Source organism: Arenimonas sp. MALMAid1274, assembly GCF_049195245.1.
Taxonomy (GTDB): domain Bacteria; phylum Pseudomonadota; class Gammaproteobacteria; order Xanthomonadales; family Xanthomonadaceae; genus Arenimonas.
Map to the genome: position 1 here is coordinate 1,300,737 of NZ_JBMIRR010000027.1, position 23,691 is coordinate 1,324,427.

General features: G+C 70.3%; 18 protein-coding genes. 16 read left to right on the top strand and 2 right to left on the bottom strand.

Annotation, left to right across the window (positions count from 1 at the left end; all coding sequences use genetic code 11):
* Window positions 1–40: 40 nt before the first annotated feature.
* On the bottom strand, window positions 41–3,670 hold the full coding sequence (locus ACOQFR_RS14615) for an autotransporter domain-containing protein (protein WP_421383161.1): 3,630 nt from the start codon (window positions 3,668–3,670) through the stop codon (window positions 41–43).
* 287 nt (window positions 3,671–3,957) lie between these two features.
* Window positions 3,958–4,656: an AIM24 family protein gene (locus ACOQFR_RS14620; protein WP_421383163.1), complete on the bottom strand. Its 699-nt coding sequence runs from the start codon at window positions 4,654–4,656 to the stop codon at window positions 3,958–3,960.
* Between the two features lie 133 nt (window positions 4,657–4,789).
* Here ACOQFR_RS14620 and pyrH point away from each other — a divergent pair, with 133 nt between their 5' ends.
* The 16 genes from pyrH (at window position 4,790) to tilS (ending at window position 23,685) form a co-directional block, all read left to right on the top strand.
* Entirely contained in the window at window positions 4,790–5,512 is a 723-nt protein-coding gene (pyrH, locus tag ACOQFR_RS14625; RefSeq protein WP_421383165.1) for a UMP kinase, read from the top strand.
* Between the two features lie 79 nt (window positions 5,513–5,591).
* The gene (frr, locus tag ACOQFR_RS14630) at window positions 5,592–6,149 is read left to right on the top strand and encodes a ribosome recycling factor (protein ID WP_421383167.1); all 558 of its coding nucleotides are present in this window, start codon (window positions 5,592–5,594) and stop codon (window positions 6,147–6,149) included.
* 14 nt (window positions 6,150–6,163) lie between these two features.
* On the top strand, window positions 6,164–6,910 hold the full coding sequence (gene uppS / locus ACOQFR_RS14635; RefSeq protein ID WP_421383169.1) for a polyprenyl diphosphate synthase: 747 nt from the start codon (window positions 6,164–6,166) through the stop codon (window positions 6,908–6,910).
* Entirely contained in the window at window positions 6,907–7,734 is an 828-nt protein-coding gene (locus ACOQFR_RS14640; protein WP_421383171.1) for a phosphatidate cytidylyltransferase, read from the top strand. Before uppS ends, ACOQFR_RS14640 begins: the two co-directional genes overlap by 4 nt.
* On the top strand, window positions 7,719–8,903 hold the full coding sequence (locus tag ACOQFR_RS14645) for a 1-deoxy-D-xylulose-5-phosphate reductoisomerase (RefSeq protein WP_421383173.1): 1,185 nt from the start codon (window positions 7,719–7,721) through the stop codon (window positions 8,901–8,903). Before ACOQFR_RS14640 ends, ACOQFR_RS14645 begins: the two co-directional genes overlap by 16 nt.
* Window positions 8,900–10,234 (top strand): RIP metalloprotease RseP, encoded by a 1,335-nt coding sequence (gene rseP / locus ACOQFR_RS14650; protein WP_421383175.1) that lies wholly within the window; start codon window positions 8,900–8,902, stop codon window positions 10,232–10,234. The genes ACOQFR_RS14645 and rseP overlap by 4 nt, the downstream gene beginning before the upstream one ends.
* A 49-nt stretch (window positions 10,235–10,283) precedes the next feature.
* Window positions 10,284–12,785 carry an outer membrane protein assembly factor BamA gene (bamA, locus tag ACOQFR_RS14655; protein WP_421383177.1) on the top strand — a complete coding sequence of 834 codons (2,502 nt, stop codon included), beginning with the start codon at window positions 10,284–10,286 and terminating at the stop codon, window positions 12,783–12,785.
* 9 nt (window positions 12,786–12,794) lie between these two features.
* Window positions 12,795–13,817, top strand: coding sequence for a UDP-3-O-(3-hydroxymyristoyl)glucosamine N-acyltransferase (gene lpxD / locus ACOQFR_RS14660; protein WP_421383179.1), 1,023 nt, complete (start codon window positions 12,795–12,797; stop codon window positions 13,815–13,817).
* Between the two features lie 17 nt (window positions 13,818–13,834).
* Complete coding sequence (gene fabZ, locus ACOQFR_RS14665) at window positions 13,835–14,305, top strand: 3-hydroxyacyl-ACP dehydratase FabZ (protein ID WP_421383181.1); 471 nt, start codon at window positions 13,835–13,837, stop codon at window positions 14,303–14,305.
* Window positions 14,302–15,075 carry an acyl-ACP--UDP-N-acetylglucosamine O-acyltransferase gene (lpxA, locus tag ACOQFR_RS14670; RefSeq protein WP_421383183.1) on the top strand — a complete coding sequence of 258 codons (774 nt, stop codon included), beginning with the start codon at window positions 14,302–14,304 and terminating at the stop codon, window positions 15,073–15,075. Before fabZ ends, lpxA begins: the two co-directional genes overlap by 4 nt.
* Window positions 15,076–15,092: 17 nt before the next feature.
* Window positions 15,093–16,289 (top strand): lipid-A-disaccharide synthase, encoded by a 1,197-nt coding sequence (lpxB, locus tag ACOQFR_RS14675; RefSeq protein WP_421383185.1) that lies wholly within the window; start codon window positions 15,093–15,095, stop codon window positions 16,287–16,289.
* Complete coding sequence (locus tag ACOQFR_RS14680) at window positions 16,286–16,876, top strand: ribonuclease HII (protein ID WP_421383187.1); 591 nt, start codon at window positions 16,286–16,288, stop codon at window positions 16,874–16,876. The genes lpxB and ACOQFR_RS14680 overlap by 4 nt, the downstream gene beginning before the upstream one ends.
* A 174-nt stretch (window positions 16,877–17,050) precedes the next feature.
* Entirely contained in the window at window positions 17,051–17,677 is a 627-nt protein-coding gene (locus ACOQFR_RS14685; RefSeq protein WP_421383189.1) for a hypothetical protein, read from the top strand.
* Between the two features lie 106 nt (window positions 17,678–17,783).
* Complete coding sequence (dnaE, locus tag ACOQFR_RS14690) at window positions 17,784–21,302, top strand: DNA polymerase III subunit alpha (protein ID WP_421383191.1); 3,519 nt, start codon at window positions 17,784–17,786, stop codon at window positions 21,300–21,302.
* Window positions 21,303–21,414: 112 nt separating this feature from the next.
* Window positions 21,415–22,374: an acetyl-CoA carboxylase carboxyltransferase subunit alpha gene (locus ACOQFR_RS14695; protein WP_421383193.1), complete on the top strand. Its 960-nt coding sequence runs from the start codon at window positions 21,415–21,417 to the stop codon at window positions 22,372–22,374.
* A 27-nt stretch (window positions 22,375–22,401) separates the two neighbouring features.
* Window positions 22,402–23,685 (top strand): tRNA lysidine(34) synthetase TilS, encoded by a 1,284-nt coding sequence (gene tilS, locus ACOQFR_RS14700; protein WP_421383195.1) that lies wholly within the window; start codon window positions 22,402–22,404, stop codon window positions 23,683–23,685.
* The last annotated feature ends 6 nt before the right edge of the window (window positions 23,686–23,691 follow it).

Sequence of the window (23,691 nt, forward strand, 5' to 3'; positions counted from 1 at the left end):
GATCCGCGGCCTTTTTTCTTGCCGGCGCTTTTGGCTTGGGTCAGAACTCCCAGCGGAAGCCCAGCGACAGCGTCTGCTGGTCGATGCCCGAGCGGGCGACCAGGCGCTCGTAGGTGATGAAGCCCGAGCGGCCTTCGGTCAGCACCAGGGACAGGCCCAGGCCGATGCGGAAGTAGTCGTTGTCCAGGTCGTCGCCCAGCACCAGGATCGGGGTCTGGGTCGGGTCGTCGACGAAGAAGCCGCGGAAGGCCTCGGTGTCGCTGCCGTATTCGTGCACCCACTCGGCCTCCAGCTGCGGCACCAGGATGCCCCACGAGGCGCTGTGCGCGTAGGCCGCCTTGCCGCCCAGGGTCGAGGACAGGCCGGTGACGGTGCGCGACTCGACCCGCAGGGCCAGGCCATTGCCGTTGAGCGAATCGTCCACTTCTTCCTGGAAGGCGTCGAAGCCCAGGCGGCTGTACGCCGCGCGGCCATAGGCGCCGAAGGTCCAGGCGCCGCGCGAGAAATCGCGGCCGAAGGTGACCGTGGCGCTGAGGTCGGTACCGTCGGAGTCGGCCTTGGCGACCTGGTCCACCACTTCGCCGGGCAGCACGTACTGGATGCGGCGGGCGTGGTCGTACTGGTTGTTGCCCAGCGTCACCACGCTGTCCAGGTACCAGTCGTTGCCGTGGTACCAGGTGGAATAGCCCGACAGGCTCAGGCCCTGCATCTCGACCGAGCCCTGCCCGCCCGACAGGTCGGTGTCCTGGCGCGTGTAGCCCAGGGCCGCGCCCAGCACCAGGCTGTCGCTCCAGCGGTAGTCGACGCCGGCAGTGAGGCCTTCGACATCGAAGTCGTAGCGCGGCGTCAGGCGGGTGGGATCGGATTCACCGCGGCCGATGTTGCCCGACACGAAGAAGCCCCACTTCTCGAACGCCATTTCTTCCGCCGGTGCGGTCTCCGCCGCGCCCAGCAGCGACAGGCCCAGCGGCGCCAGCGCCACGCGGCCACCCGAGGCCGCCAGCGTGAGGCCCGCGAAGGACAGCTTGGCCACCGGCGCGCCGCTGCGCAGGCCCACCATGCGGGTGTTGAGGTTGTTGAACTGCGCGCCCACCGCCGCCTTGCCGGCATCGGCCTGGGTCTGGGCCACGTCGGGAAGCATCGCGGTCAAGGCTTCGCCCACCGCGCCCGGATCCGTCGTCGAAGCCAGGATCAGGGCATTGCACTGGTCCACCAGGTCCTGCTCTTCCGGCGTCAGCGTGCCGCTGCCGCCCAGCGTGAGGCAGGCCGCGTCCAGGGCTTCGGCCACCGAGGCCTCGTTGATGGACAGGCTGGGCAGCGCGGCCAGGTTGGAGTTGTGCGTGAAGCTGACGCTGGAGCCGACGAACTCGTTGAAGGTCGGGAAGCTGGCCGTCACCACCGTGGTGCCCGAGCCGGTGACCGTGACGCGGTTGCTGGTCTTGCCGGTGGCATCGGTGACGGTGGTGGCACTGTCGAGGGTGCCGCCGGTGGTGGTCCAGGTCACGGTCTGGCCCGCCAGCGGCGTGCCGTTGCCGTTCAAGGTCAGCTCCATCGGCGCCGAGGGCGTGCCCGGCGTCAGGGTCTGGCCGTCGCCGGTGGGCGCGGTGACGCTGGTCACCACCAGGGTGCCGGTGACGGTGGCAGTGAATTGCGTCACCACGCCGCCCGGCGCGGTGGCTTCGATCACCACCGGGCCCGGCGTCAGCCCCAGGGTCACCTGCGTGCTGGCCTGACCCGCGGCATCGGTGACGGTGTTGGCCGGCGCCAGCGTGGCGCTGCCCGAGACCACGACGAAGCTGATCGGCACGCCGGACAGGTCCGGCGCCGGATCCACCAGCTGGATCACCAGCGGCTGCGCCAGCGGATCGCCGGGATCGCCGGTCTGGCCGTCGCCGCTGGCCGCGGCGATGCCGCCGGGCGGCTGGCTGGTGGCCGAGGCGTCGGCGGTGGCGCCGTCGTTGAACACCGAGGCGCGGATCACGATCGGTCCCGGCTGGCTGCCATAGCTGAAGCCCACGTCGGCGTTGCCGCCGGCATCGGTCATGGACATCGGCGTGCTCAGCGTGGCCGAGCCCGACTCCACGGTCCAGGCCACGGTCTGGCCCGCCATCGGCGCGCCGTTGCCGTCGAGCAGCTGCACCTGCACCGGCGTCGCCGCCTGGCTGCCGGCCAGGCCGCTCTGGCCGTCGCCCGCCACCACGCTGAGCGTGGGCGGCGTGATGTTGAAGCTGAAGGTGACCGACAGGCCGGGCTGGTCCGCGCGTTGCGCGGTGACGGTGAACGGATCCAGGTCGAAGCCGGTGTCGGTGACGGTGATGGTGCTTTCGCCGGCGCCGTCGGTGATGGTGCTGTTCGAGCTCAGCTGCACGCCCGGCGAGGCGCTCCAGAAGATGGTGACGCCCGGATCCGGTGCGCCGTTGTCGGTGGCCAGCACCACCAGCGGGTTGGGCAGCGGATAGCCCTGCGCCTCGGTCTGGTTGTTGCCGCTGACGATGGCCAGGTCGCGCAGCTCGACCGCATTGACCGTGAAGGTCTGCTGCAGCAGCGGCGAGTCGGCGCGGCTGGCGCGCACGGTGATCGTGCCGGGGAACGGGCCCGCATCCACGAAGGCCTGCGCCAGGCCGTTGGCATCGCTCACCGCGGTGACGCCGCTGAGGCTGCCATTGCCGCTGATCACCTGCCAGGTCACGGCGACGCCGGCCTGCGGCGCGCCGTTTAGCTGGGTGCGCACGACCAGGGGCGCGGCGGTGGTGGTGTCCACCGGCGTGGTCTGGCCGTCGCCGGAAATCTTGTCCAGCGCGGCGATGTTGATGGTGAGCGTGAACACGGCGCCGACGCTGTTGTCGGTGCGCGTTGCGGTGACGGTGACGGGACCCGGACCCGGCCCGAGGCTGGTGACATTGACGCGCGCGCGGCCATCGGCGCCGGTGGTTGCGGTGGCTGCCGACAGCGTGGCGCCGCCCGTCACGGTCCACTGGATGGTGACGCCGGACGCCGCGCCGCCGCCATTGAGCGCCACGACTTCCAGCGGGATCGGCAGCGGGTTATTGGCCAGGCCGCTCTGGCCGTTGCCGGCCAGTATGGCCAGGGTGCCGGTGCTCGAACCGTTGTTGCCGTCGCCGTCCGAGCCGGTGGTCGAGGCCGCGCCGATCAGCGCCAGTCCGGCGCCGGCCCCCGCGACCCAGCGCAGGTCGCGCTGCTTTTCGCCGGTATCGGCCACGTCGGCGGCCGACGCCAGCACCACGATGCGATGCGCGACCAGCACGCAGTCGGCGGAGGCACAGCCGGCATCGCGCGGCATCTGCACGGTGATGCCGTGGCGGCCGGCCGTGGCCGCGGTGAAGCGCGCGCGGCCGGAGCCGGCGGCGACGCCTTCGCCGGCGGCGCGCGAGCTGGCGTCCAGGCGCTCGAGCTGTCCGGACCCGGGCGACTCCAGGGACCAGGTCAGGGCTTCGCCGGCCCGGGCCTGGCCATCGCGACTGGCGATGACCTGGAGTTCGACCGGCTCACCGACGCGGGCCGGCACTTCGGCCGGCTGGTCGGCCGGCGAGGCCAGGCCCGCGGTACCCGGGGCCTGCGCGGCGGCGGTGGAGACCAGCCCCAGCGCGAGCAGCAGCGTGGACGTGACCGCGCGGACCGCGCGCACCGACTTGCCGGCGAACTGGATCATGCATGCCCCCTGTGCCCGGCGGGCCGACCAAGACGGGCGGCGGTGTCCAGACTCGGGCTGGCACACATGCAAACGGGGCCGGGGGTGACGTTCGGCCACCCTGCGCTGCCCCAGCCGGCGCCGTGGCGCTCCCTGCCGATCCTGCTTGCCTTCATGCCGCCGCTCCCCTGTCGTGGCCCGTTCGGACCCTCATGCGGACCGAAGTCCGCGCCCTGTAACCCCCAGGGCGTGAAAGGAGGCCGGATTGGCTCAGGGCGCGCGGGTGGGCGGAGCAAGGCGGGCCGGACTCAGCCGCCCTGGGCCCGGTACAGCACTTCCTCGTAGGGCTGCACCACCACCCAGCCCTCGCCATGGAACTTGAGCTGGATGCTTTCGCCCGAGCCGCGGCCCAGCAGGGTGCGCAGGGTGATGTCGGTCTTGATCTCCGGCACCAGGCCGCCCGACCAGGCCACCGTGGCATTGGGGTCGGTGAACACCGGCCCGGTGCGGCGCGACACCGGCAGGGTCAGCGGCTCGTAGTGAGAGGTGATGGCCACCAGGCCGCTGCCGCTGAGCCGCATGTTGAACAGCCCGCCGGACATCATGCCGGCCATGCGCCGCATCATCGTGATTTCCGAGGCCACGCCCGACTCGAAGGCCAGCACGTCGTTGCCGTTGACGAAGATGGTGTCGTTCTCCAGCCGCAGCAGGGTCACCTTCTTGCCGGCATCGGCAACGTAGAGCCGGCCCTGGCCCTGCACCTTCATCAGCTGCATGCCCTCGCCGCTGAGCGCCTTCTTGAACAGCGTCGACAGGCCCTGCTCGCGGATGCCCTGGCGGATGAAGCGCAGGTCGCCGTGGTAGGCCACCATCGCGCCGGCCTTGGTCCAGACCCAGTCCTGCAGGCGTATTTCGAGCATCCGCGGGCTTTCGAGCTCGAAGGCCTCGGCGGAGGAGTCCTTCTGGGCCGAGGCGGCGAGGAACTGGGAGATCGTCTTGATGGCCATGCGGGGCGTCCGGAAAAGGTGGCCCAAGGTAGGCGATGGGTTCCACGGGCCGCAACTCCGACGCTGGCCGGAAGGCACGGCAGGGGTCGCGATCGGCTAGAATTCCGGCGTTTGCCCGCCTTCGGAGAGCCCCATGAGCCAGCCCCCCCTCAAGTACCGCCGCATCCTGCTCAAACTCTCCGGCGAGGCCCTGATGGGCGAGGTGGACTACGGCATCGACCCGGCGGTGATCAGCGCCCTGGCCGCCGAAATCGTCGAGGTGCAGCGCGCCGGCGCGCAGGTGGGCCTGGTGATCGGCGGCGGCAACATCTTCCGCGGCGCCGGCCTGGCCGCCAACGGCATGGACCGCGTCACCGGCGACCACATGGGCATGCTGGCCACCGTGATCAACGCGCTGGCCATGGCCGACGCGCTGGAGAAGCAGGGCGGCTTCGCCCGCGTGATGAGCGCGATCAAGATCAACGAGGTTTGCGAGGACTACATCCGGCGCCGCGCCATCCGGCACATGGAAAAGGGCCGCATCACCGTGTTCGCGGCCGGCACCGGCAATCCCTTCTTCACCACCGACTCGGCCGCGGCGCTGCGCGCCAGCGAGATCGGCGCCGACCTGCTGCTCAAGGCCACCAAGGTGGACGGCATCTACGATGCGGACCCGAAGAAGAACCCCGGCGCCAAGCGCTTCGACCGCCTCAGCTACGACGAGGTGATCGCCCGCAACCTGCAGGTGATGGATACCGCCGCCTTCGCGCTGTGCCGCGACAACCAGGTGCCGCTGCGCATCTACGACATGATGCAGCCCGGCGCGCTGATGCGGATCCTGCGCGGCGAAGACCTGGGCACGCTGGTCGCGTCCTGAACCGGCCCGGACCGCGCCTGAGCGCGGCCACCGCCCTGCCCCTATAATCCCCGACTGCCTGATTTCCGCGGAGCCCCCGATGCTGAACGACATCAAGAAAGACGCCCAGATCCGCATGACCAAGAGCGTGGACGGCTTCCGCCAGGAACTGACGAAGCTGCGCACCGGCCGCGCCACCACCGCCCTGGTCGACCATCTGAAGGTCAACTACTACGGCTCGGACATGCCGCTGTCGCAGGTGGCCACCGTGCAGGTCGCCGACGCGCGATCGCTGGTGATCACGCCCTGGGAGAAGGGCATGGTGGGTCCGGTCGAGAAGGCGATCCTGGCCTCCGACCTGGGCCTGAACCCCAACACCGCGGGCACCGCGATCCGCATCAACCTGCCCCCGCTCACCGAAGAGCGCCGCAAGGAGCTGTCCAAGCACGTGCACGCCGAAGGCGAGAATTCCAAGGTCGCCATCCGCAACGTGCGCCGCGACGCGATCCAGCAGGTGAAGGAACTGCTCAAGGAAAAGAAGGTCACCGAGGACGAGGCGCACCGCGCCGAGGACGAGATCCAGAAGCTCACCGACAAGCAGGTCAAGGACGTGGATGAAGTGGTCAAGGCCAAGGAACAGGAACTGATGGCGGTTTGAACCCCGCCGTCGCCATGTCCTCGCCTCCTCCCGCTTCCCGCACGCCCCGCCACCTGGCCGTCATCATGGACGGCAATGGCCGCTGGGCCGAGCGTCGCCAGCGTCCGCGCACGCTGGGCCACCGCGCCGGCGCCAAGGCGGTGCAGGTCTGCATCGAATTCTGCCTGGCCAATGGTGTCGAGGCCCTCACCCTGTTCGCCTTCTCCAGTGAAAACTGGAACCGGCCACAGGAAGAGGTCGGCGCGCTGATGAAGCTGTTCCTGCGCATGCTCGACTCGGAGGTCGAGGAAATGCACCGCCGCGGCATGCGGGTGGCCTTCATCGGCGACCGCAGCGGCTTCCCCGAGCCAATCCGCGCGCGCATGGCCCAGTCCGAAGCGCTCACGCGCGACAACCGCCGCATGGTGCTGACCATCGCCGCCGGCTATGGCGGCCGCTGGGACATCACCCAGGCCTGCCGGCAGCTGGCCGAGGACGCCGCCGCCGGGCGCGTCGACCCCGCTTCCATCGACGAATCCCTGGTGCAGTCGCGCCTGGGCCTGGCCGGCCTGCCCGAGCCCGACCTGTTCATCCGCACCGGGGGCGACGTGCGCATCAGCAACTTCCTGCTGTGGCAGCTGGCCTACACCGAAATGTGGTTCACCGACCTGCTGTGGCCCGACCTCGACACCGCCTCGCTGCAGGCCGCGTTCGATGCCTATGCCGCGCGCGAACGACGCTTCGGCCTCACCAGCGCCCAGGTGTCGGGAGGCGCGGCATGAGCCGGCGCCAGCGCATTACCACCGCCCTGGTGCTGGCGCCGCTGCCGGTGCTGGCCGTGCTGTTCCTGCCCACGCCTTGGCTGGCGGCCGGCGTCGCGGCGGTGATCCTGGCGGGTCTGTGGGAATGGACCGCATTCGCCGGGCTGGAGGACAAGACGCCGCGCGTCCTGTTCCTCACCGCCAATGCGCTGATGATGGCGGCGCTGGTCTGGGGCGGCGGGCCCAGCCTGTTCACGCTCAAGCTGGTCAGCCTGATCGGCGTGGTGTGGTGGGGACTGGTGCTGCTGTGGCTGGCACGCCCGCGCTTCGCCGCCGCCGACAACCACGCCACCCGCAGCCTGAAACTGCTGGCCGGCAGCCTGTGCGCCGTGCCCGCGTGGTGCGCGCTGGGCTGGCTTCATTCCGAGGGCGACCTGGGCCCACGCTGGACCCTGTTCGCGCTGGCCCTGGTCTGGGCCGCCGACAGCGGCGCCTATTTCGTCGGCTCCAAGTTCGGTCGCCGCAAGCTGGCCCCCAGCATCAGCCCGGGCAAGACCTGGGAAGGCGTGATCGGAGGTCTGGCCACCAGCGTCCTGCTGGCCGCGCTGGTGCTGCCGCTGCTGGGCCTGGGCTGGTCGGCGCTGCCGGCGCTGGCCCTGCTCACCGTGGTCACGGCCGCGATCTCGGTGGTCGGTGACCTGTTCGAAAGCCTGATGAAGCGGCATTCGGGCGTGAAGGATTCCGGTGCGCTGTTTCCCGGGCACGGCGGCCTGATGGACCGGCTGGACAGCCTACTGGCCGCGCTGCCGGTGTTCGCGGTGGGCAAGGCATGGCTGGGCCTCTGAACACCCTCGCCCTGCTGGGCGCCACCGGGTCGATCGGCGGTTCCACCCTGGACGTGGTGGCGCGGCACCCGGACCGCTTCCGCATCGGCGCGCTCAGCGCTCACTCGCGCGTGGACGAGCTGCTGGCGCTGTGCGCGCGGTTCCGTCCCGACGCGGCGGTGATCACCGACCCCGCCGGCTACGGCGCGCTGCGCGACGGCCTGCAGGCGCTGGGCCTGCCCACGCGGGCAATGGCGGGCCCGGCCGCGCTGGACGAGGTGGCCGCCGATCCCGCCAACGACATCGTCGTCGCCGCCATCGTCGGCGCGGCCGGCATGGCCTCGACCCTGGCCGCCGCGCGCGCCGGCAAGCGCCTGCTGCTGGCCAACAAGGAATCGGTGGTGCTGGCCGGCGACCTGCTGATGCAGGCCGTGCGCGAAGGCGGCGCGACCCTGCTGCCGGTGGACAGCGAGCACAACGCCATCTACCAGTGCCTGCCGGCCGATGGCCAGCGTGGCGGCGTAAGAAGGCTGCTGCTGACGGCGTCCGGCGGCCCGTTCCGCGGCCGACGCCGCGAGGACCTGGCCGACATCACGCCCGACCAGGCCTGCGCCCATCCCAACTGGGTGATGGGCCGCAAGATCTCGGTCGACTCGGCCACGCTGATGAACAAGGGCCTGGAGGTGATCGAGGCCCGGCACCTGTTCGGCTTGCCCGCCTCGCAGATCGAGGTGGTCGTTCACCCGCAGAGCGTGATCCATTCGCTGGTGGACTACGTGGACGGTTCGGTGCTGGCCCAGCTGGGCAATCCCGACATGCGCACCGCGCTGGCCTATGGCCTGGCCTGGCCCGAACGCATCGATTCGGGCGTGGCGCCGCTGGACCTCACCGAGCTGGCGCGCTTCGACTTCGAGCCGCCGGACCGGGCGGCCTTCCCCTGCCTGGACCTGGCCTACCGCGCCCTCGAGGCCGGCGGCAGCGCCCCGGCCGTGCTGAACGCGGCCAACGAAATCGCGGTTTCAGCCTTTCTTCAGGGCCAACTGGGTTTCCTAGGCATTCCCGACCTGATCCGGGCCTGCCTCGACGCCCACCCCGGCGGTCCGGCCGGCGACCTGGACCAGCTGATGCAAACCGACGCCGACACCCGGCGCGCGGCCGAGAGCCTGCTGCCGAGGATGCGCAAGCCATGACGGAGTTCTTCGGTTCGGTGTGGTGGCTGATCGTCAGCCTCGGCATCCTGGTCACCATCCACGAGTTCGGCCACTACTGGGTGGCGCGGCGCTGCGGCGTGCGCGTGCTGCGTTTCTCGGTGGGCTTCGGCAAGCCGCTGTGGACGCGGGTGGGCAAGGACGGCACCGAATGGGTGATCGCCATGCTGCCCCTGGGCGGCTACGTGAAGATGCTCGACGAACGTGAGGTCGAAGTGGCGCCGCACGAGCGCCACGAAAGCTTCAACGCCAAGCCCGTGGGCCAGCGCATCGCGATCGTCGCGGCCGGGCCGCTGGCCAACCTGCTGCTGTGCATCGTCCTGCTGTGGGCGATGTTCGTGATCGGCAAGCCCGACCTGCAGGCCGACATCGGCCGCGCCGAGGGCGTGGCGGCCGAGGTCGGGTTCCAGCCAGGCGACCGCTTGCTGGCGGTCGGCGAACGGGAAACGCGCAGCCTCACCGAGGCCGGCATCGCCCTGTCCAACGCGGTGATGGACCGCGCGGCCACCCCGGTGCGCGTACGCACCGCCCAGGGCGACGAGGCCGTGCGCGTGCTGCCGCTGGACCGGCCGGGGCTGGCGGTGCGCGAGGAGCAGCCCTTCCAGGACCTCGGTTTGGTGCTGGCCTACCCCGCCGTTGTCGGTGACGTGGCCGCCGGCAGCGCCGCCGACGGCCGCCTGCAGACGGGCGACCGGATCGTGGCGGTGGAGGGTGAAACCATCCACACCTACGACCAGGTCGGCCCCGCCGTGCAGCGCGCGGCCAGCAACGGCCAGACCCTGGACCTGCGGGTGGAGCGCGCCGGCCGCACGGTCGTGGTTCAGGTTGACCCGCAGCTGAGCAACGACGACGGCCCGTCCCGCTGGGTGATCGGCGTGCTTCCCCAGGCCCGGTCCGAGGACGCCCTGCTGCGCTTCGGCCCGCTGCAGGCCCTGCCCGAATCCCTGGCCAAAACCGCCGAAATGAGCGGGGATGTGCTGAAAATGCTGGGCCGGATGGTCACCGGGCAGGCCTCGCTGCAGAACATTTCCGGCCCGATCACCATCGCCCGGGTCGCCAACGGCAGCGCCAGCCTGGGCCCGGCCTGGTTCCTGAACTTCCTGGCGATCCTGTCCCTGAGCCTGTGCATCATGAACCTGCTGCCCATCCCGGTCTTGGATGGGGGGCACCTGCTGTATTACCTTATCGAGCTGGTCAAGGGCAGCCCGGTCGGCGAGCGTGCGCTCGTGGCGGGCCAGTACGTCGGCTTGGCCATGCTGGCCAGCCTGATGGGACTGGCCTTCTACAACGACATTCTCCGCCTCGGCTCCTGACCCCACTTTTTTCGCGGACGCACTTGCGTCCGTTACCAACGGATTGATGATGACGCGACCCACTGTTCGCCGCTGCCTCCTGAGCCTCGCGCTCGCCGCCGCCATTGCCGGCCCCGCGCACGCCCAGAACTTCGACGCCTTCACCGTCGCCGACATCCGGGTCGAGGGCCTGCAGCGCATCTCGGCCGGCACCGTGTTCACCTACCTGCCGGTGGAAAAGGGCGACACCCTGGACCGCGGCAGCTCGGGCGCCGCCATCCGCGCCTTGTTCAAGACCGGCTTCTTCAGCGACGTGCGGCTCGAGCGCCAGGGCGAGATCCTGGTCGTGGTCGTCACCGAGCGCCCGGCCATCAACACCATCACCCTGACCGGCAACAAGGACATCAAGTCCGAGGACCTGCTGAACGGCCTGAAGAACATCGGCCTGAGCGAGGGCGAGACCTTCAACCCGCTCAACCTCGACCGCGTCACCCAGGAACTGATCCGCCAGTACAACAACCGCGGCAAGTACAACGTCTCGATCACGCCGACGGTCACCAACCTCGACCGCAACCGCGTGGACGTGTCGATCGTGATCGCCGAGGGCAAGGCTGCGCGCATCCGCGACATCAACATCGTGGGCAACCAGACCTACCCCGACCTGGACATCCGCGAGGGCTGGGAATCGGGCACCAGCAACTGGCTGTCCTGGTACCGCCGCGACGACCAGTACTCGCGCGAGAAGCTCTCGGGCGACCTGGAGAAGCTCAACAACTACTACCTCGACCGCGGCTACGTCGACTTCAACGTCGAGTCCACCCAGGTCGCGATCAGCCCGAACAAGCGCGACATCTTCGTCACCGCCAACGTCGCCGAGGGCGAGGTCTACACGGTGTCGTCGGTGAAGGTGACCGGCGACACGATCCTGCCGATGGAGGACGTCGAAAAGCTGGTGGTGCTCAAGGAAGGCATGACCTTCTCGCGCGGCCTGGTCGAGCTGACCTCCGACAGCATCATCGCCACGCTGGGCAACATCGGCTACGCGTTCGCGCAGGTCAATCCGGTGCCGGAGATCGACCGCGAGAAGCGCGAGATCGGCCTGAACTTCTTCGTCGATCCGGGCCCGCGCGTGCAGGTTCGCCGCATCACCTTCAAGGGCAACACCAACACCGCCGACGAGGTGCTGCGCCGCGAGATGCGCCAGTTCGAGGGCGCCTGGTTCTCGCAGGCCGCGGTCGACCGCTCCAAGATCCGCCTGCAGCGCCTGGGCTTCTTCGAGGAAGTGGACATCGAGACCCCGGAAGTCACCGGTTCGCCCGACCAGGTGGACGTGGTGATCACGGTGAAGGAGCGCAACGCCGGCCAGTTCACCTTCGGCCTGGGCTACCAGCAGGCCTATGGCCTGATCACCAGCGTGCAGCTGGTGCAGAACAACTTCCTGGGCACCGGCAACCGCTTCAGCCTGGCGGTGCAGAACAACAGCTTCTCCAAGCAGTTCTCGTTCGGCGTCACCGACCCCTACTTCACCGATTCCGGTGTCAGCCTGGGCTACAACCTCAGCTACAGCGACTACGACTACTCCAGCCGCGACACCAACCTGGCGCAGTTCGACAACGCCGTGGCCGCCGGCGAGATCGTGCTGGGCATTCCGCTCACCGAAACCGACAGCATCAGCATGGCGCTGGGCATCGATCGCAACGAGCTGACCACCGACGACGGCAACACCCCGCCGCCGCTGATCGACTACCTGGTGGACTCGCTGGGCGACCGCCTGCGCTTCCCGCAGTTCCACATCAACGACGACCTCGACGACGACACGCCGCCCGAGAACGACGACGACGATCCGACCACGACCGACCCGCTGTCCACCGGCGGCTTCCGCAGCTGGAACGTCAACGCCTGGCGCGTGCAGCTGGGCTGGCAGCGCGATTCGCGCAACGACTTCCTGATGCCGACCCGCGGCACCTACCACCGCATCGGTGCCGAAGTGGTGCTGCCGGGCAGCGACCTGGAGTACTACCGCCTCAGCTACAACTTCGAGCACTACCGCCTGCTCACCAACTGGCTGGGCCTGAAGATCGGCGCCGAGCTGGGCTACGGCGACAGCTACGGCAAGACGGCCGACCAGGTCTGCACCGTGTACGACGACTTCGGCGCGATCGTGCCGGGCGCCACCACGTCCTGCGGCCTGCCCTTCTTCCGCAACTACTACGCCGGCGGCCCGCAGTCGGTGCGTGGCTTCGAGACCAACACCATCGGTCCGTTCTACGCCTTCAGCAGCGACTACCGCCAGCCGCTGGGCGGCCCGCTCAAGACCGTGGGCACGTTCGAGCTGTTCTTCCCGACCCTGTTCGACAGCCGCGGCACGCGCCTGTCGGCCTTCATCGACTACGGCAACGTCTACCGTTCCGTGGACGACTGGGAAGCCAAGACGCTGCGCATCTCGGCCGGCCTGGCGCTGCAGTGGCAGTCGCCGATGGGCCCGATCTCGATCAGCTACGCCGCGCCGATCCAGCGCGAGCGCTCCGACGAGATCGAACGCCTGCAGTTCACGTTCGGCGGCCAGTTCTAAGGGCCCGGCGTGCCGGCGCCGGCCCCGTCGCACAGCCTGGCCGAGCTCGCCGAGCGCTTCGGCCTCACGCTGCGCGGCGAAGGGACGGTGCGCATCCACGGCGTCGGCACGCTTGCCGCCGCCGGTCCCGGCCAGCTGGCCTTCCTGGCCAATCCGCGCTATCGCAAGGAGCTGGCGTCCACGTCCGCCAGCGCCGTGGTGCTGGCCGAAGCCGATGCCGAGCAGTGCCCGGTGCCCTGCCTGGTGGCGGCCTCTCCGTACACCAGCTTTGCGCGGATCGCGGCGCTGTTCGAACCCGTGGCGGAGGCCATGCCTGGCGTGCACGCCAGCGCGGTGATCGATCCGTCTGCCCACATCGATCCCTCGGCCCATGTCGGCCCCTACACCACGATAGGCCCCGGCAGCCGCATTGACGCCGGCGCCGTGATCGGCCCCGGCTGCATCATCGGCGAACACTGCGTGGTCGGCCCCGATTGCCGGCTGGTCGCGCGCGTCACCCTGGTGGCGCGGGTGCGGCTGGGCGCGCGCGTGCGCATCCACCCCGGTGCCGTGCTCGGCGCCGACGGCTTCGGCTTGGCCATGGAGTCCGGACGCTGGATCAAGGTGCCCCAGCTGGGCGGAGTCCAGGTCGGCGACGACTGCGAGATCGGCGCCAACACCACCATCGACCGCGGCGCCATCGAGGACACCGTGCTGGACGAGGACGTGCGCCTGGACAACCAGATCCAGGTCGGCCACAACGTCCGGATCGGCGCCCACACCGCCATCGCCGGCTGCGTGGCCATCGCCGGCTCGGCCCGGATCGGGCGCTATTGCCTGATCGGCGGCGCCGTCGGCATCACCGGCCACCTGGAAATCTGCGACCGGGTGACCGTCACCGCCATGAGCCTGGTCACCGCCTCGATCACCGAGCCGGGCGAGTATTCCTCGGGCATGCCGGTCCAGGACAGCCGGTCCTGGCGCCGCAATGGCGCCCGTTTCAGGCAACTCGACGAGCTGGCGCGTAGAATGGCGGCCCACGACCGGGATTGAAGGCAAGGAAACAGCGGATGAGCGACGACACCATCAAGATGCCCGTGGATGTCTCCTGCATCCTGCACCTGCTGCCGCACCGCTACCCCTTCCTGCTGGTGGACCGGGTGATCGAGCTGGAGCCGCACAAGCGCATCCGGGCCATCAAGAACGTCACCTTCAACGAACCCTTCTTCCAGGGCCACTTCCCCGGCCGCCCGGTGATGCCCGGCGTGCTGGTGATCGAGGCGATGGCGCAGGCCGGCGGCGTGCTGACGCAGCTCTCGCAGCCCAAGGACGAATGCCAGCAGGGCAAGCTGTTCTACCTGGTCAAGGTGGACAAGGCGCGCTTCAACCGCATGGTGGTGCCGGGCGACCAGCTCGACATCGAAGTGCGGGTCAAGCGCCTGATCCGCAACATGGCCCTGTACGAGTGCGTGGCGCGCGTGGACGGCAAGGACGTGGCCAGCGCCGAAATCCTCTGCGCCGAAGGCAAGCGCGACGCATGATCCATCCCAGCGCCCAGGTCGACCCCGGCGCGCGGCTGGGGGCCAACGTCAGCATCGGCGCCTTCGCCGTGATCGGCCCCGAGGTCGAGATCGGCGACGGCACACGCATCGATGCGCATACCGTGGTCACCGGCCCCACCCGCATCGGCCGCGACAACCACATCCATGCCCACGCCGCGGTCGGCGGCGATCCGCAGGACAAGAAGTTCGCCGGCGAGCGCACCGAACTGGTGATCGGCGACCGCAACTCGATCCGCGAGTTCACCACCATCAACCGCGGCACCGGCACCGGCGGCGGCACCACCCGCATCGGCAACGACAACTGGATCCTGGCGTACGCGCACATCGCGCACGACTGCCAGGTCGGCAACCACTGCGTGTTCTCCAACAACGCCACCCTGGCCGGGCACGTGGAAGTGGGCGACTACGTGATCCTGAGCGGCTTCGCCGGCATCCACCAGTTCTGCCGGATCGGTGCGCACGCCTTCATCGGCATGGGCGCGCTGGTCAATGCCGACGTGCCGCCCTACCTGATGGTCGCGGCCGAGGGCTACAGCCGTCCGCGCGGCATCAACGCCGAGGGCCTCAAGCGCCGCGGCTTCGACGCCACCCGCATCGCCCAGATCAAGCGTGCCTACCGCGCCCTGTACATGTCGGGCGCACCGATGGCCGCCGCCCGCGAGCAGCTGGCGCTGGTGGCGGCCGAGTCCGACGACGTGCGGCTGATGCTCGAGTTCATCGAGCGCAGCGAGCGCGGCCTGTTGCGCTGACCGCGGCGGCCCGGCCCGTGCCTGGCCCCTACCTGCCTCCCCTGCCCGGCCAAGCGGCGCCCGCGCCGCGGCGCTGGCGCATCGCCGTGGTCGCAGGCGAAGCCTCGGGCGACCTGCTGGGTTCGGGCCTGGTGCGCGAGCTTCGGCTGCGCTACCCCGAGGCGGAATTCGCCGGCGTCGGCGGCGAGCACCTGCGCAGCGCCGGCATGGACACCTGGCACGACTGCAGCGAGCTGGCGGTGATGGGCCTGGCCGAGGTGCTGCGGCACCTGCCGCGGCTGCTGCGGCTGCGGCGCGCGCTGCGCCAGCGCCTGCTGGCCTGGAAGCCGGACGTGTTCATCGGCATCGACGCGCCCGACTTCAACCTGGGCCTGGAGCGCCAGCTCAAGCGAGCCGGCATCCGCACCGTGCACTACGTCAGCCCCTCGGTGTGGGCCTGGCGCGAAGGCCGCGCGGCGAAGATCGGCCGCAGCGCGGACCGCGTGCTGTGTCTGTTCCCGATGGAGCCGCCGATCTACGCGCGCCACGGCATCGATGCGCGCTTCGTCGGGCACCCGCTGGCCGACGCCTTTCCGATGCACCCCGACCGCGAGGCCGCGCGCGCTCACCTGGGCCGCGATCCGGTGGCGCCCCTGCTCGCGGTGCTGCCCGGCAGCCGGCTGGGCGAGATCGAGCGGCTGCTGCCGACCTTCCTGGAAGCCGCGCGCTTCGTCACCGCGCAGGTGCCGGACCTGGTGGTGGTGATTCCCGCGGCCAACCCGGGCTGCCGCACGCTGATCGAATCGCTGCTGCACCGCTCGGCCCTGGCCAATGCCATCGTGGTGGACGGCCAGGCCCACGACGTGATGGTGGCCTCGGACGTGGTGCTGCTGGCCTCGGGCACCGCCGCGCTGGAAGCCATGCTGGCCAAGCGGCCGATGGTGGTGGGCTACCGCATTTCGGCCCTGACCTACCGCATCGTGATGGGCCTGGGCCTGATGAAGGTGAACCGCTACAGCCTGCCCAACGTGCTGGCCAACGAACCCATCGTGCCCGAGCTGATGCAGCACGACTGCACGCCGGAGAACCTGGGCGAAGCGGTGATGCAGTGGTTCCGCCAGCCCGAGGCCCGCGCCGCGCTGCTGCCGCGCTACCAGGCCATCCACGCCACGCTGCGCCGAGATGCCTCGGCCAGCGCCGCCGACGCCGTGGCCGAACTGCTGGAGCGCCCATGAGTGCGCGGCGCATCGCCGGCGTGGACGAAGCCGGCCGCGGCCCGCTGGCCGGCCCGGTGGCCGTGGCCGCGGTGATCCTGGATCCGCGCCGGCCGATCCCGGGCCTGGGCGATTCCAAGGCGCTCAGCCCGGCCCGCCGCGAGGCACTGGAACCACTGATCCGCGAACGCGCGCTGGCCTGGCAGCTGGAGCTGGTGAGCGCGGCCGAGATCGACCGCCTCAACATCCTGCGCGCCACGCTGGAAGGCATGGCGCGCGTGGTGCGCGCGCTGGTGCCCTGCGCCGAGCACGCGCTGATCGACGGCAACCGGCTGCCGCCGGGCCTGCCCTGCCCCGGCCAGACGCTGGTCCGCGGCGATGCGCTGGAACCGGCGATCATGGCCGCATCCATCCTGGCCAAGGTCGGCCGCGACCGCTGGATGTGCGAACTCGAACTGCGCCATCCCGGCTACGGTTTCGCGGTGCACAAGGGTTATCCCACGCCCGAACACCTGCACGCCCTACGCATGCTGGGTCCCTGCGACCAGCACCGGCGCAGCTTCGCGCCCGTGCGCGCCTGCCTGGCGCCGGAACTGCCGCACGTGTGATCGCGCCGCGCCGCGCCGCGCGCAAGCTGTCCGCAAACTGAATTAGCCCGAAGGTCACACTCACTTACGGGCGTCGTGCCTTCGTCTGCAACGCGGCACTCTGGTCGCGCATCCACAAGGATGTGCGCCGGCCGCGGAATGGTTCCGCGGTGACGCGATCACCGAGAGACCGCCATGAACGCCCGCCTCGCCACCGACCGCCTCGAACTCCGCCTGCCGCCCGAATCGCGCGATTCCCGCCGCCGCCAGGTCGGCGCGATCGCCATCGACGACGACGCCATGGCCCACTTCAACGCCCTGCTCGCGCAGCTGGATGCCAACGCCCCGCACGTCAGCGCCGACCAGATGGTCACGCTGGCGCGCTGGCTGCAGGACCAGCCGCGTGACGATGCGATGGCCGTGCTGTCCGAACGCCTGGGCCGCGCCGAGCAGCTGCGCCGCATGCTCAACGACAGCGACTGGGACGTGCCGGGCGACACCCGCGAGCGCGCCCGCATGCTGATCAGCTACCTGCAGCAGGTGCAGGACCTGATCCCCGACGACCAGCCGCTGGTCGGCCATCTGGATGACGCGCTGCTGGTGGAGCTGTCGTGGCCCGCCTTCGCCGCCGAGACCGTCGACTACGTCGATTTCTGCCGCTTCCGCAGCCAGGAGCGTCCGCGCGGCAGCGCCGCCGAACGCCGCCTGGCCTGGGAAACCGCCTGCCTGGCAGAAGCCGCGCTGCTGCAGCAGCGTCGCCAGGTGCGCGCCCGGCCCTACGCCGCGGCGCCACGCCTGCCCGACTTCCTGCGCGTGACCTGACCGTCTCTCCAACGGGGCGGGCGGCAAGGCCTGGCAACAGGGACTGTCAAGCCTTGTCCGCCCCCACCCTCGGGGTAAACTGCCGGTCGGCCACGCGGTCCCCGGCATGACGCCAAGCTTCGTCCACCTGCACCTGCACAGCGAGTATTCGCTTACCGACTCCACGATCCGCATCCCGGAACTGGTGGGGCGGTGCGCCGCGCTCGGGCTGCCGGCGGTGGCGATCACCGACACCAGCAACCTGTTCGCGCTGGTGAAGTTCTACAAGGCGGCCGAACCGGCCGGCCTCAAGCCAGTGGCCGGCGCCGACCTGTGGCTGTCGGGCGAAGGCAGCGCGCCCTCGCGGCTCACCCTGCTGTGCCAGGACCAGGCCGGCTACCTGTCGCTGTCGCGCCTGATCACGCGCGCCTTCCTCGAGGGCCACGCCGGCGACTACGTCGCCATCGAACCCGATTGGCTCTACCGCGACTGCCAGGGGCTGGTGGCGCTGGCCGGCCGCGAAAGCCCGCTGGGCCAGGCGCTGGCCGCGGGCCGCGAAGACCAGGCCGAGCGCGTGCTGTCGGAACTGCGCGCCGCCTTCCCCGACCGCCTGTACCTGGAGCTCACCCGCACCGGCCGCGACGGCGAGGAGGCCTTCAACACCGCCGCCGTGGCCCTGGCCACGCGCCACGGCCTGCCGCTGCTGGCCAGCAACGACGTGCGCTTCCTCTCGCGCGACGACTTCGACGCGCACGAGGCGCGCGTGTGCATCGCCACCGGCCGGGTGCTGGACGATCCCAAGCGGCCGCGCGAGTACTCGCGCGAGCAGTACCTCAAGTCGCCCGAGGAAATGGCCGAGCTGTTCGCCGACCTGCCCGACGCGCTGGAGAACACCGTCGAGCTGGCCAAGCGCTGCAACCTGGAGCTGAGCCTGGGCAAGTACTTCCTGCCCGACTTCCCGGTGCCCGAGGGCCACACGCTCGACAGCTGGATCGCCGAGGAATCCCACCGCGGCCTCGACCTGCGCCTGTCGCGCTTCGAGACGGCACCCGGCCACGATGCGGCGGCCTACCGCGCGCGCCTGGACGTCGAGCTGGGCGTGATCTGCAAGATGGGTTTCCCCGGCTACTTCCTGATCGTGGCCGACTTCATCAACTGGTCCAAGCGCAACGACATCCCGGTCGGACCGGGCCGCGGCTCCGGCGCCGGCTCGCTGGTGGCCTGGGCGCTGGGCATCACCGACCTCGACCCGATCCGCTACGACCTGCTGTTCGAGCGCTTCCTGAATCCCGAACGCGTGTCGATGCCCGACTTCGACATCGACTTCTGCATGGACCGGCGTGACGAGGTGATCGACTACGTCGGGCGCAAGTACGGGCGCGACAAGGTCAGCCAGATCATCACCTACGGCACCATGGCCGCCAAGGCCGCGGTGCGCGACTGCGGCCGCGTGCTGGGTTATCCCTACGGTTTCGTGGATTCGGTGGCCAAGCTCATCCCGCTCACGCTGGGCGTGACGCTGGAAGACGCGCTGGGCCTGAGCGACGCGGCCCGCAAGAACAGCGACCTGGCCTCGGCCGAGCTGATCCAGCGCTACCGCGACGAAGACGACGTGCGCGACCTGATCGACCTGGCGCGCAGCCTGGAAGACCTGACCCGCAACGCCGGCAAGCACGCCGGCGGCGTGGTGATCGCGCCGACGCCGCTGACCGACTTCAGCCCGCTGTTCGCCGAACACGTGGCCAAGGGCGAAACCGCCAAGTCCATCGTCACCCAGTTCGACAAGGACGACGTGGAAGCGGTGGGCCTGGTGAAGTTCGACTTCCTGGGCCTGCGCACGCTGACCATCATCGACTGGGCGGTGAAGGCGATCAACGCGCGCCGCGCCGAGGCCGGCGTGCCGGCGCTGGAAATCCTGGCGCTGCCGCTGGACGACCCGGGCACCTACGCGCTGCTGTCCAAGGGCCAGACCACCGCGGTGTTCCAGTTCGAATCCCGCGGCATGAAGGAGTACATCAAGAAGCTGCAGCCATCGACCTTCGAGGACCTGATCGCGCTGGCCGCGCTGTACCGCCCCGGTCCGCTCGGCGCGGGCATGGTCGACGACTTCATCGACCGACGCCACGGCCGCGCCGAAGTCAGCTATCCGCACAAGCTGCTCGAGCCGATCCTCAAGCCCACCTACGGCGTGATCGTCTACCAGGAACAGGTGATGCAGATCGCCCAGGTGCTGGCCGGCTACTCGCTGGGCGGTGCCGACCTGCTGCGCCGGGCGATGGGCAAGAAGAAGCCCGAGGAGATGGCCAAGGAGCGCGTCAAGTTCGAGTTCGGCGCCGAACAGCAGGGCATCGAGGCCGCGGTCGCCAGCCCGATCTTCGACCTGATGGAGAAGTTCGCCGACTACGGCTTCAACAAGTCGCACTCGGCCGCCTACGCGCTGGTGGCCTACCAGACCGCGTGGCTCAAGGCGCACCATCCGGCCGAGTTCATGGCCGCCACGATGTCCTCGGACATGGACAACACCGACAAGGTGGTGACCTTCCTGGAGGAATCGCGCGAGATCGGGCTGTCGGTGCGCGCGCCGGACGTCAATGCGTCGGACTACATGTTCGTCGCGCTCGACGGCAAGACCGTGCGCTATGGCCTGGGCGCGGTGAAGGGCGTCGGTCGCGGCGCCTGCGAATCCATCGTCGAGGCGCGCCGCAGCGGCGGGCCGTTCCGCGACCTGCTCGATTTCTGCCGCCGGGTGGATTCGTCCAAGCTCAACCGGCGCGTGCTGGAAGCCCTGGTGCATGCCGGCGCGCTGGACGCACTGGGCAGCAACCGCGCCTCGCTGATGCTGCAGCTGCCCGAGGTGATCAAGGCCACCGAGCAGATGGCGCGCGAGCGTGCGGCGGGCCAGGTGTCGCTGTTCGGCGGTGGCGGCGACGTGCCCGAGATCCAGCTCGAACTGCCCGAAGCGCCCGACTGGCCGCTGGAAACCAAGCTGCTGGGCGAACGCGAAACCCTGGGCCACTACCTCAGCGGCCATCCGCTCGATCCCTGGCGCGGCGAACTGCAGGCACTGGTGGGTTCGACCCTGGCCGACCTGGACACGCTGTGGAGCACGAAGAAGGATCGCCGCGGCGAGGCGGCGGTGGTGCTGGCCGGCATCGTCACCAACGTGCGCCGGCGTGGCGACAGCATGGGCTTCGCGCGCATCGAGGACGGCCGCGGCCAGCTTGAGGTCGCCTTCTTCCGCGAGGCCTTCGCCGAGTCGGGCCACCTGCTGTCGCGCGACCGCATCCTGCTGGTCGAAGGCAACCTGGCCGAAGACCAGTTCTCCGGTGGCTTCGTGCTGCGCGCCCGGCAGTGCTGGGACTTCCGCGCGCTGTGCGCCCAGCACGCGCGCCGCCTGGCGCTGACGGTCGACCTGCGGGCGCAGGGCGCCTGGGACCGCCTGCAGCAGACCCTGGCCGCCTTCCGGCCCGGCGCCACCCCGCTGCGGCTGGACATGCTGACCCCCAACAAGGCCCGCGGCACCCTGGACATCAACGGCAGCCAGGGCGTGCGCACCGACCCCGAGCTGATCAGCCAGCTGCGGGCCCTGCCCGGCATCAGCCAGGTCAGCCTGTCCCTGCACCGCCCCTGGCAACAGGGCGGCTGAGCGCCCGCGGGGGCCGGCATGGCCTGAGGGCGGCAAGCCCGCTAGAATCCCGGCTAGAACCTTTGCTCTAGACGCCCGGCCCCAGGCTGGCGGCGTCCTCCGCGAGTAGACAATGAACCCGAACTTCCTTGATTTCGAACAACCCATCGCTGAACTGGACGCCAAGATCCAGGAACTGCGGCGGGCCAGCACCGGCCCCGCGGTCAACATCGAAACCGAAGTCAACGGCCTGCAGGAGAAGCTGCGCGCCCGCACCGCCGAGATCTTCAAGGCGCTCACGCCCTGGCAGATCTCGCAGCTGGCCCGGCATCCGCAGCGGCCCTACACCAATGACTACCTCGGCCTGGTGTTCGACGAATTCCACGAACTGGCGGGCGACCGCGCCTATGCCGATGACGCCGCCATCGTGGGCGGGCTGGCGCGGCTCGATGGCCGCGCGGTGGTGGTGATCGGCCAGCAGAAGGGCCGCGACACCAAGTCCAAGATCCGCCGCAATTTCGGCATGCCGCGCCCCGAGGGTTACCGCAAGGCGCTGCGCCTGATGAAGATGGCCGAGCGCTTCCGGCTGCCCCTGCTCACCTTCATCGACACGCCGGGCGCGTATCCGGGCGTCGGCGCCGAGGAGCGCGGCCAGTCCGAGGCCATCGCCCGCAACCTGCTGGAGATGGCCGAGCTGCGCATCCCGGTCATCTGCACCGTGATTGGCGAAGGCGGTTCGGGCGGCGCCCTGGCCATCGGCGTCGGCGACCGCACGCTGATGCTCGAGTACAGCACCTACTCGGTGATCTCGCCTGAAGGCTGCGCCTCGATCCTGTGGAAGTCGGCCGACAAGGCCCGCGATGCCGCCGAGGCCCTGGGCCTGACCGCCAAGCGCCTGTTCGAGCACGGCCTGATCGACAAGATCGTGCCCGAGCCCCTGGGCGGTGCACATCGCGATCCCGCCGAAATGGCCCGCACGCTCAAGCAGACCATCCTGGTGGAGCTGGCCGCGCTGGACCGCGTGGACATCCCCGAGCTGCTGGAGCAGCGCTACCGCCGCCTGCGCAGCTACGGCGCCTACGAAGCGGCCTGAGCGCGCGGCCACCGCCGCGCCGGCGCCATGGTCCTGAGCCTGCCGCCACCGCCCCATCCCGGTCCGGTGGCCGTCGCCTTCAGCGGCGGCCTGGATTCGACCGTGCTGCTGCACAGGCTGGCCGCTGATCCGGCGATCCGTGCGCAGGGACTGCGCGCGCTGCACGTGGACCATGGCCTGCACCCCGAATCCGCGAAGTGGTCCGAGCACTGCCGCCTCGCCTGCGCGATGCGGGGCGTGCCCTTCGCCTCGCGCCGCGTGCAGGTGCAGGAAGCCGGCCAGGGACTCGAGGCCGCCGCCCGCGACGCGCGCCACGCGGCTTTCGCCCAATGGCTGCAGCCCGGCGAACTGGTCGCCCTGGCCCACCACCGCGACGACCAGGTGGAAACGGTGCTGCTGCGCCTGCTGCGCGGCTCCGGCGACGGGGTCGAAGGCATGCGTGATTTGCGACCCTTCGGGCAGGGCTGGCTGTGGCGGCCGCTGCTGGCCGTGCCGCGCTCGGAACTGCTGGACTACGCGCGCCAGCGCGGACTGGCCTGGATCGAGGATCCGTCCAACGACAGTCCGCGGCATGACCGCAACTTCCTGCGCCATCGCGTGCTGCCCGTGCTGGCCGAACGCTGGCCGCAGGCCGGCGCCGCAATCGCACGCAGCGCGCAGCTGCTCGCCACGCGTTCGGACCTGCTGGCGGACGAGGACCAGGTGCGGCTGGCGCAGGTGCAGGGCCTGGACCCGGCCTGCCTGTCGGTGCCGGCGCTGATGGCGCTGTCGCCGCCCTGGCGCGACCGCGTGCTGCGCGCCTGGGTCACGAACCTCGACCTGCCGCCGCTGCCGGGGCACGCCCTGGCCACGCTGGCCACCGACCTGCTGGCTGCGGACGACAGCGCGCAGCCGGAATACCACTGGAGCGGCGCGGTGATGCGCCGCTGGCGCGACCTGCTGCATGCCGGCCCGCCGCTGCCGCCGCTGCCCGAGGACTGGTCGGCCAGCTGGGACGGCCGTGCGCCGCTGGGACTGCCCACCGGCGAGAGCCTGTCATTGATGCCGGGCCTGCCTTTCGACGCACCCTGCCGCGTGCAGGCGCGCCAGGGCGGCGAACGCATCCGCCTGCCGGGACGCGCGCACCGCACCGAACTGCGCGACCTGCTGCAGACCCTGGGCATCCCGCCCTGGCAGCGCCGCCGGCTGCCGCTGCTGTTCGCGCCCGATGGCGAACTGCTGGCCGCGGGCGACGTTGCCCTGTCCGCCACCCTGGTCGCATGGCTGGATGAAAACCAGGCCCGGCTGCGCCTCACGGCCGCGTTCGCCTGATCGCAG

Excerpts from the sequence above, each read along its gene's own strand:
- ACOQFR_RS14615 (WP_421383161.1), bottom strand. The coding sequence starts at position 3,670 with ATGATCCAGTTCGCCGGCAAGTCGGTGCGCGCGGTCCGCGCGGTCACG.
- ACOQFR_RS14620 (WP_421383163.1), bottom strand. The coding sequence starts at position 4,656 with ATGGCCATCAAGACGATCTCCCAGTTCCTCGCCGCCTCGGCCCAGAAG.
- pyrH (WP_421383165.1), top strand. The coding sequence starts at position 4,790 with ATGAGCCAGCCCCCCCTCAAGTACCGCCGCATCCTGCTCAAACTCTCC.
- frr (WP_421383167.1), top strand. The coding sequence starts at position 5,592 with ATGCTGAACGACATCAAGAAAGACGCCCAGATCCGCATGACCAAGAGC.
- uppS (WP_421383169.1), top strand. The coding sequence starts at position 6,164 with ATGTCCTCGCCTCCTCCCGCTTCCCGCACGCCCCGCCACCTGGCCGTC.
- ACOQFR_RS14640 (WP_421383171.1), top strand. The coding sequence starts at position 6,907 with ATGAGCCGGCGCCAGCGCATTACCACCGCCCTGGTGCTGGCGCCGCTG.
- ACOQFR_RS14645 (WP_421383173.1), top strand. The coding sequence starts at position 7,719 with ATGGCTGGGCCTCTGAACACCCTCGCCCTGCTGGGCGCCACCGGGTCG.
- rseP (WP_421383175.1), top strand. The coding sequence starts at position 8,900 with ATGACGGAGTTCTTCGGTTCGGTGTGGTGGCTGATCGTCAGCCTCGGC.
- bamA (WP_421383177.1), top strand. The coding sequence starts at position 10,284 with ATGACGCGACCCACTGTTCGCCGCTGCCTCCTGAGCCTCGCGCTCGCC.
- fabZ (WP_421383181.1), top strand. The coding sequence starts at position 13,835 with ATGAGCGACGACACCATCAAGATGCCCGTGGATGTCTCCTGCATCCTG.
- lpxA (WP_421383183.1), top strand. The coding sequence starts at position 14,302 with ATGATCCATCCCAGCGCCCAGGTCGACCCCGGCGCGCGGCTGGGGGCC.
- ACOQFR_RS14680 (WP_421383187.1), top strand. The coding sequence starts at position 16,286 with ATGAGTGCGCGGCGCATCGCCGGCGTGGACGAAGCCGGCCGCGGCCCG.
- ACOQFR_RS14685 (WP_421383189.1), top strand. The coding sequence starts at position 17,051 with ATGAACGCCCGCCTCGCCACCGACCGCCTCGAACTCCGCCTGCCGCCC.
- dnaE (WP_421383191.1), top strand. The coding sequence starts at position 17,784 with ATGACGCCAAGCTTCGTCCACCTGCACCTGCACAGCGAGTATTCGCTT.
- ACOQFR_RS14695 (WP_421383193.1), top strand. The coding sequence starts at position 21,415 with ATGAACCCGAACTTCCTTGATTTCGAACAACCCATCGCTGAACTGGAC.
- tilS (WP_421383195.1), top strand. The coding sequence starts at position 22,402 with ATGGTCCTGAGCCTGCCGCCACCGCCCCATCCCGGTCCGGTGGCCGTC.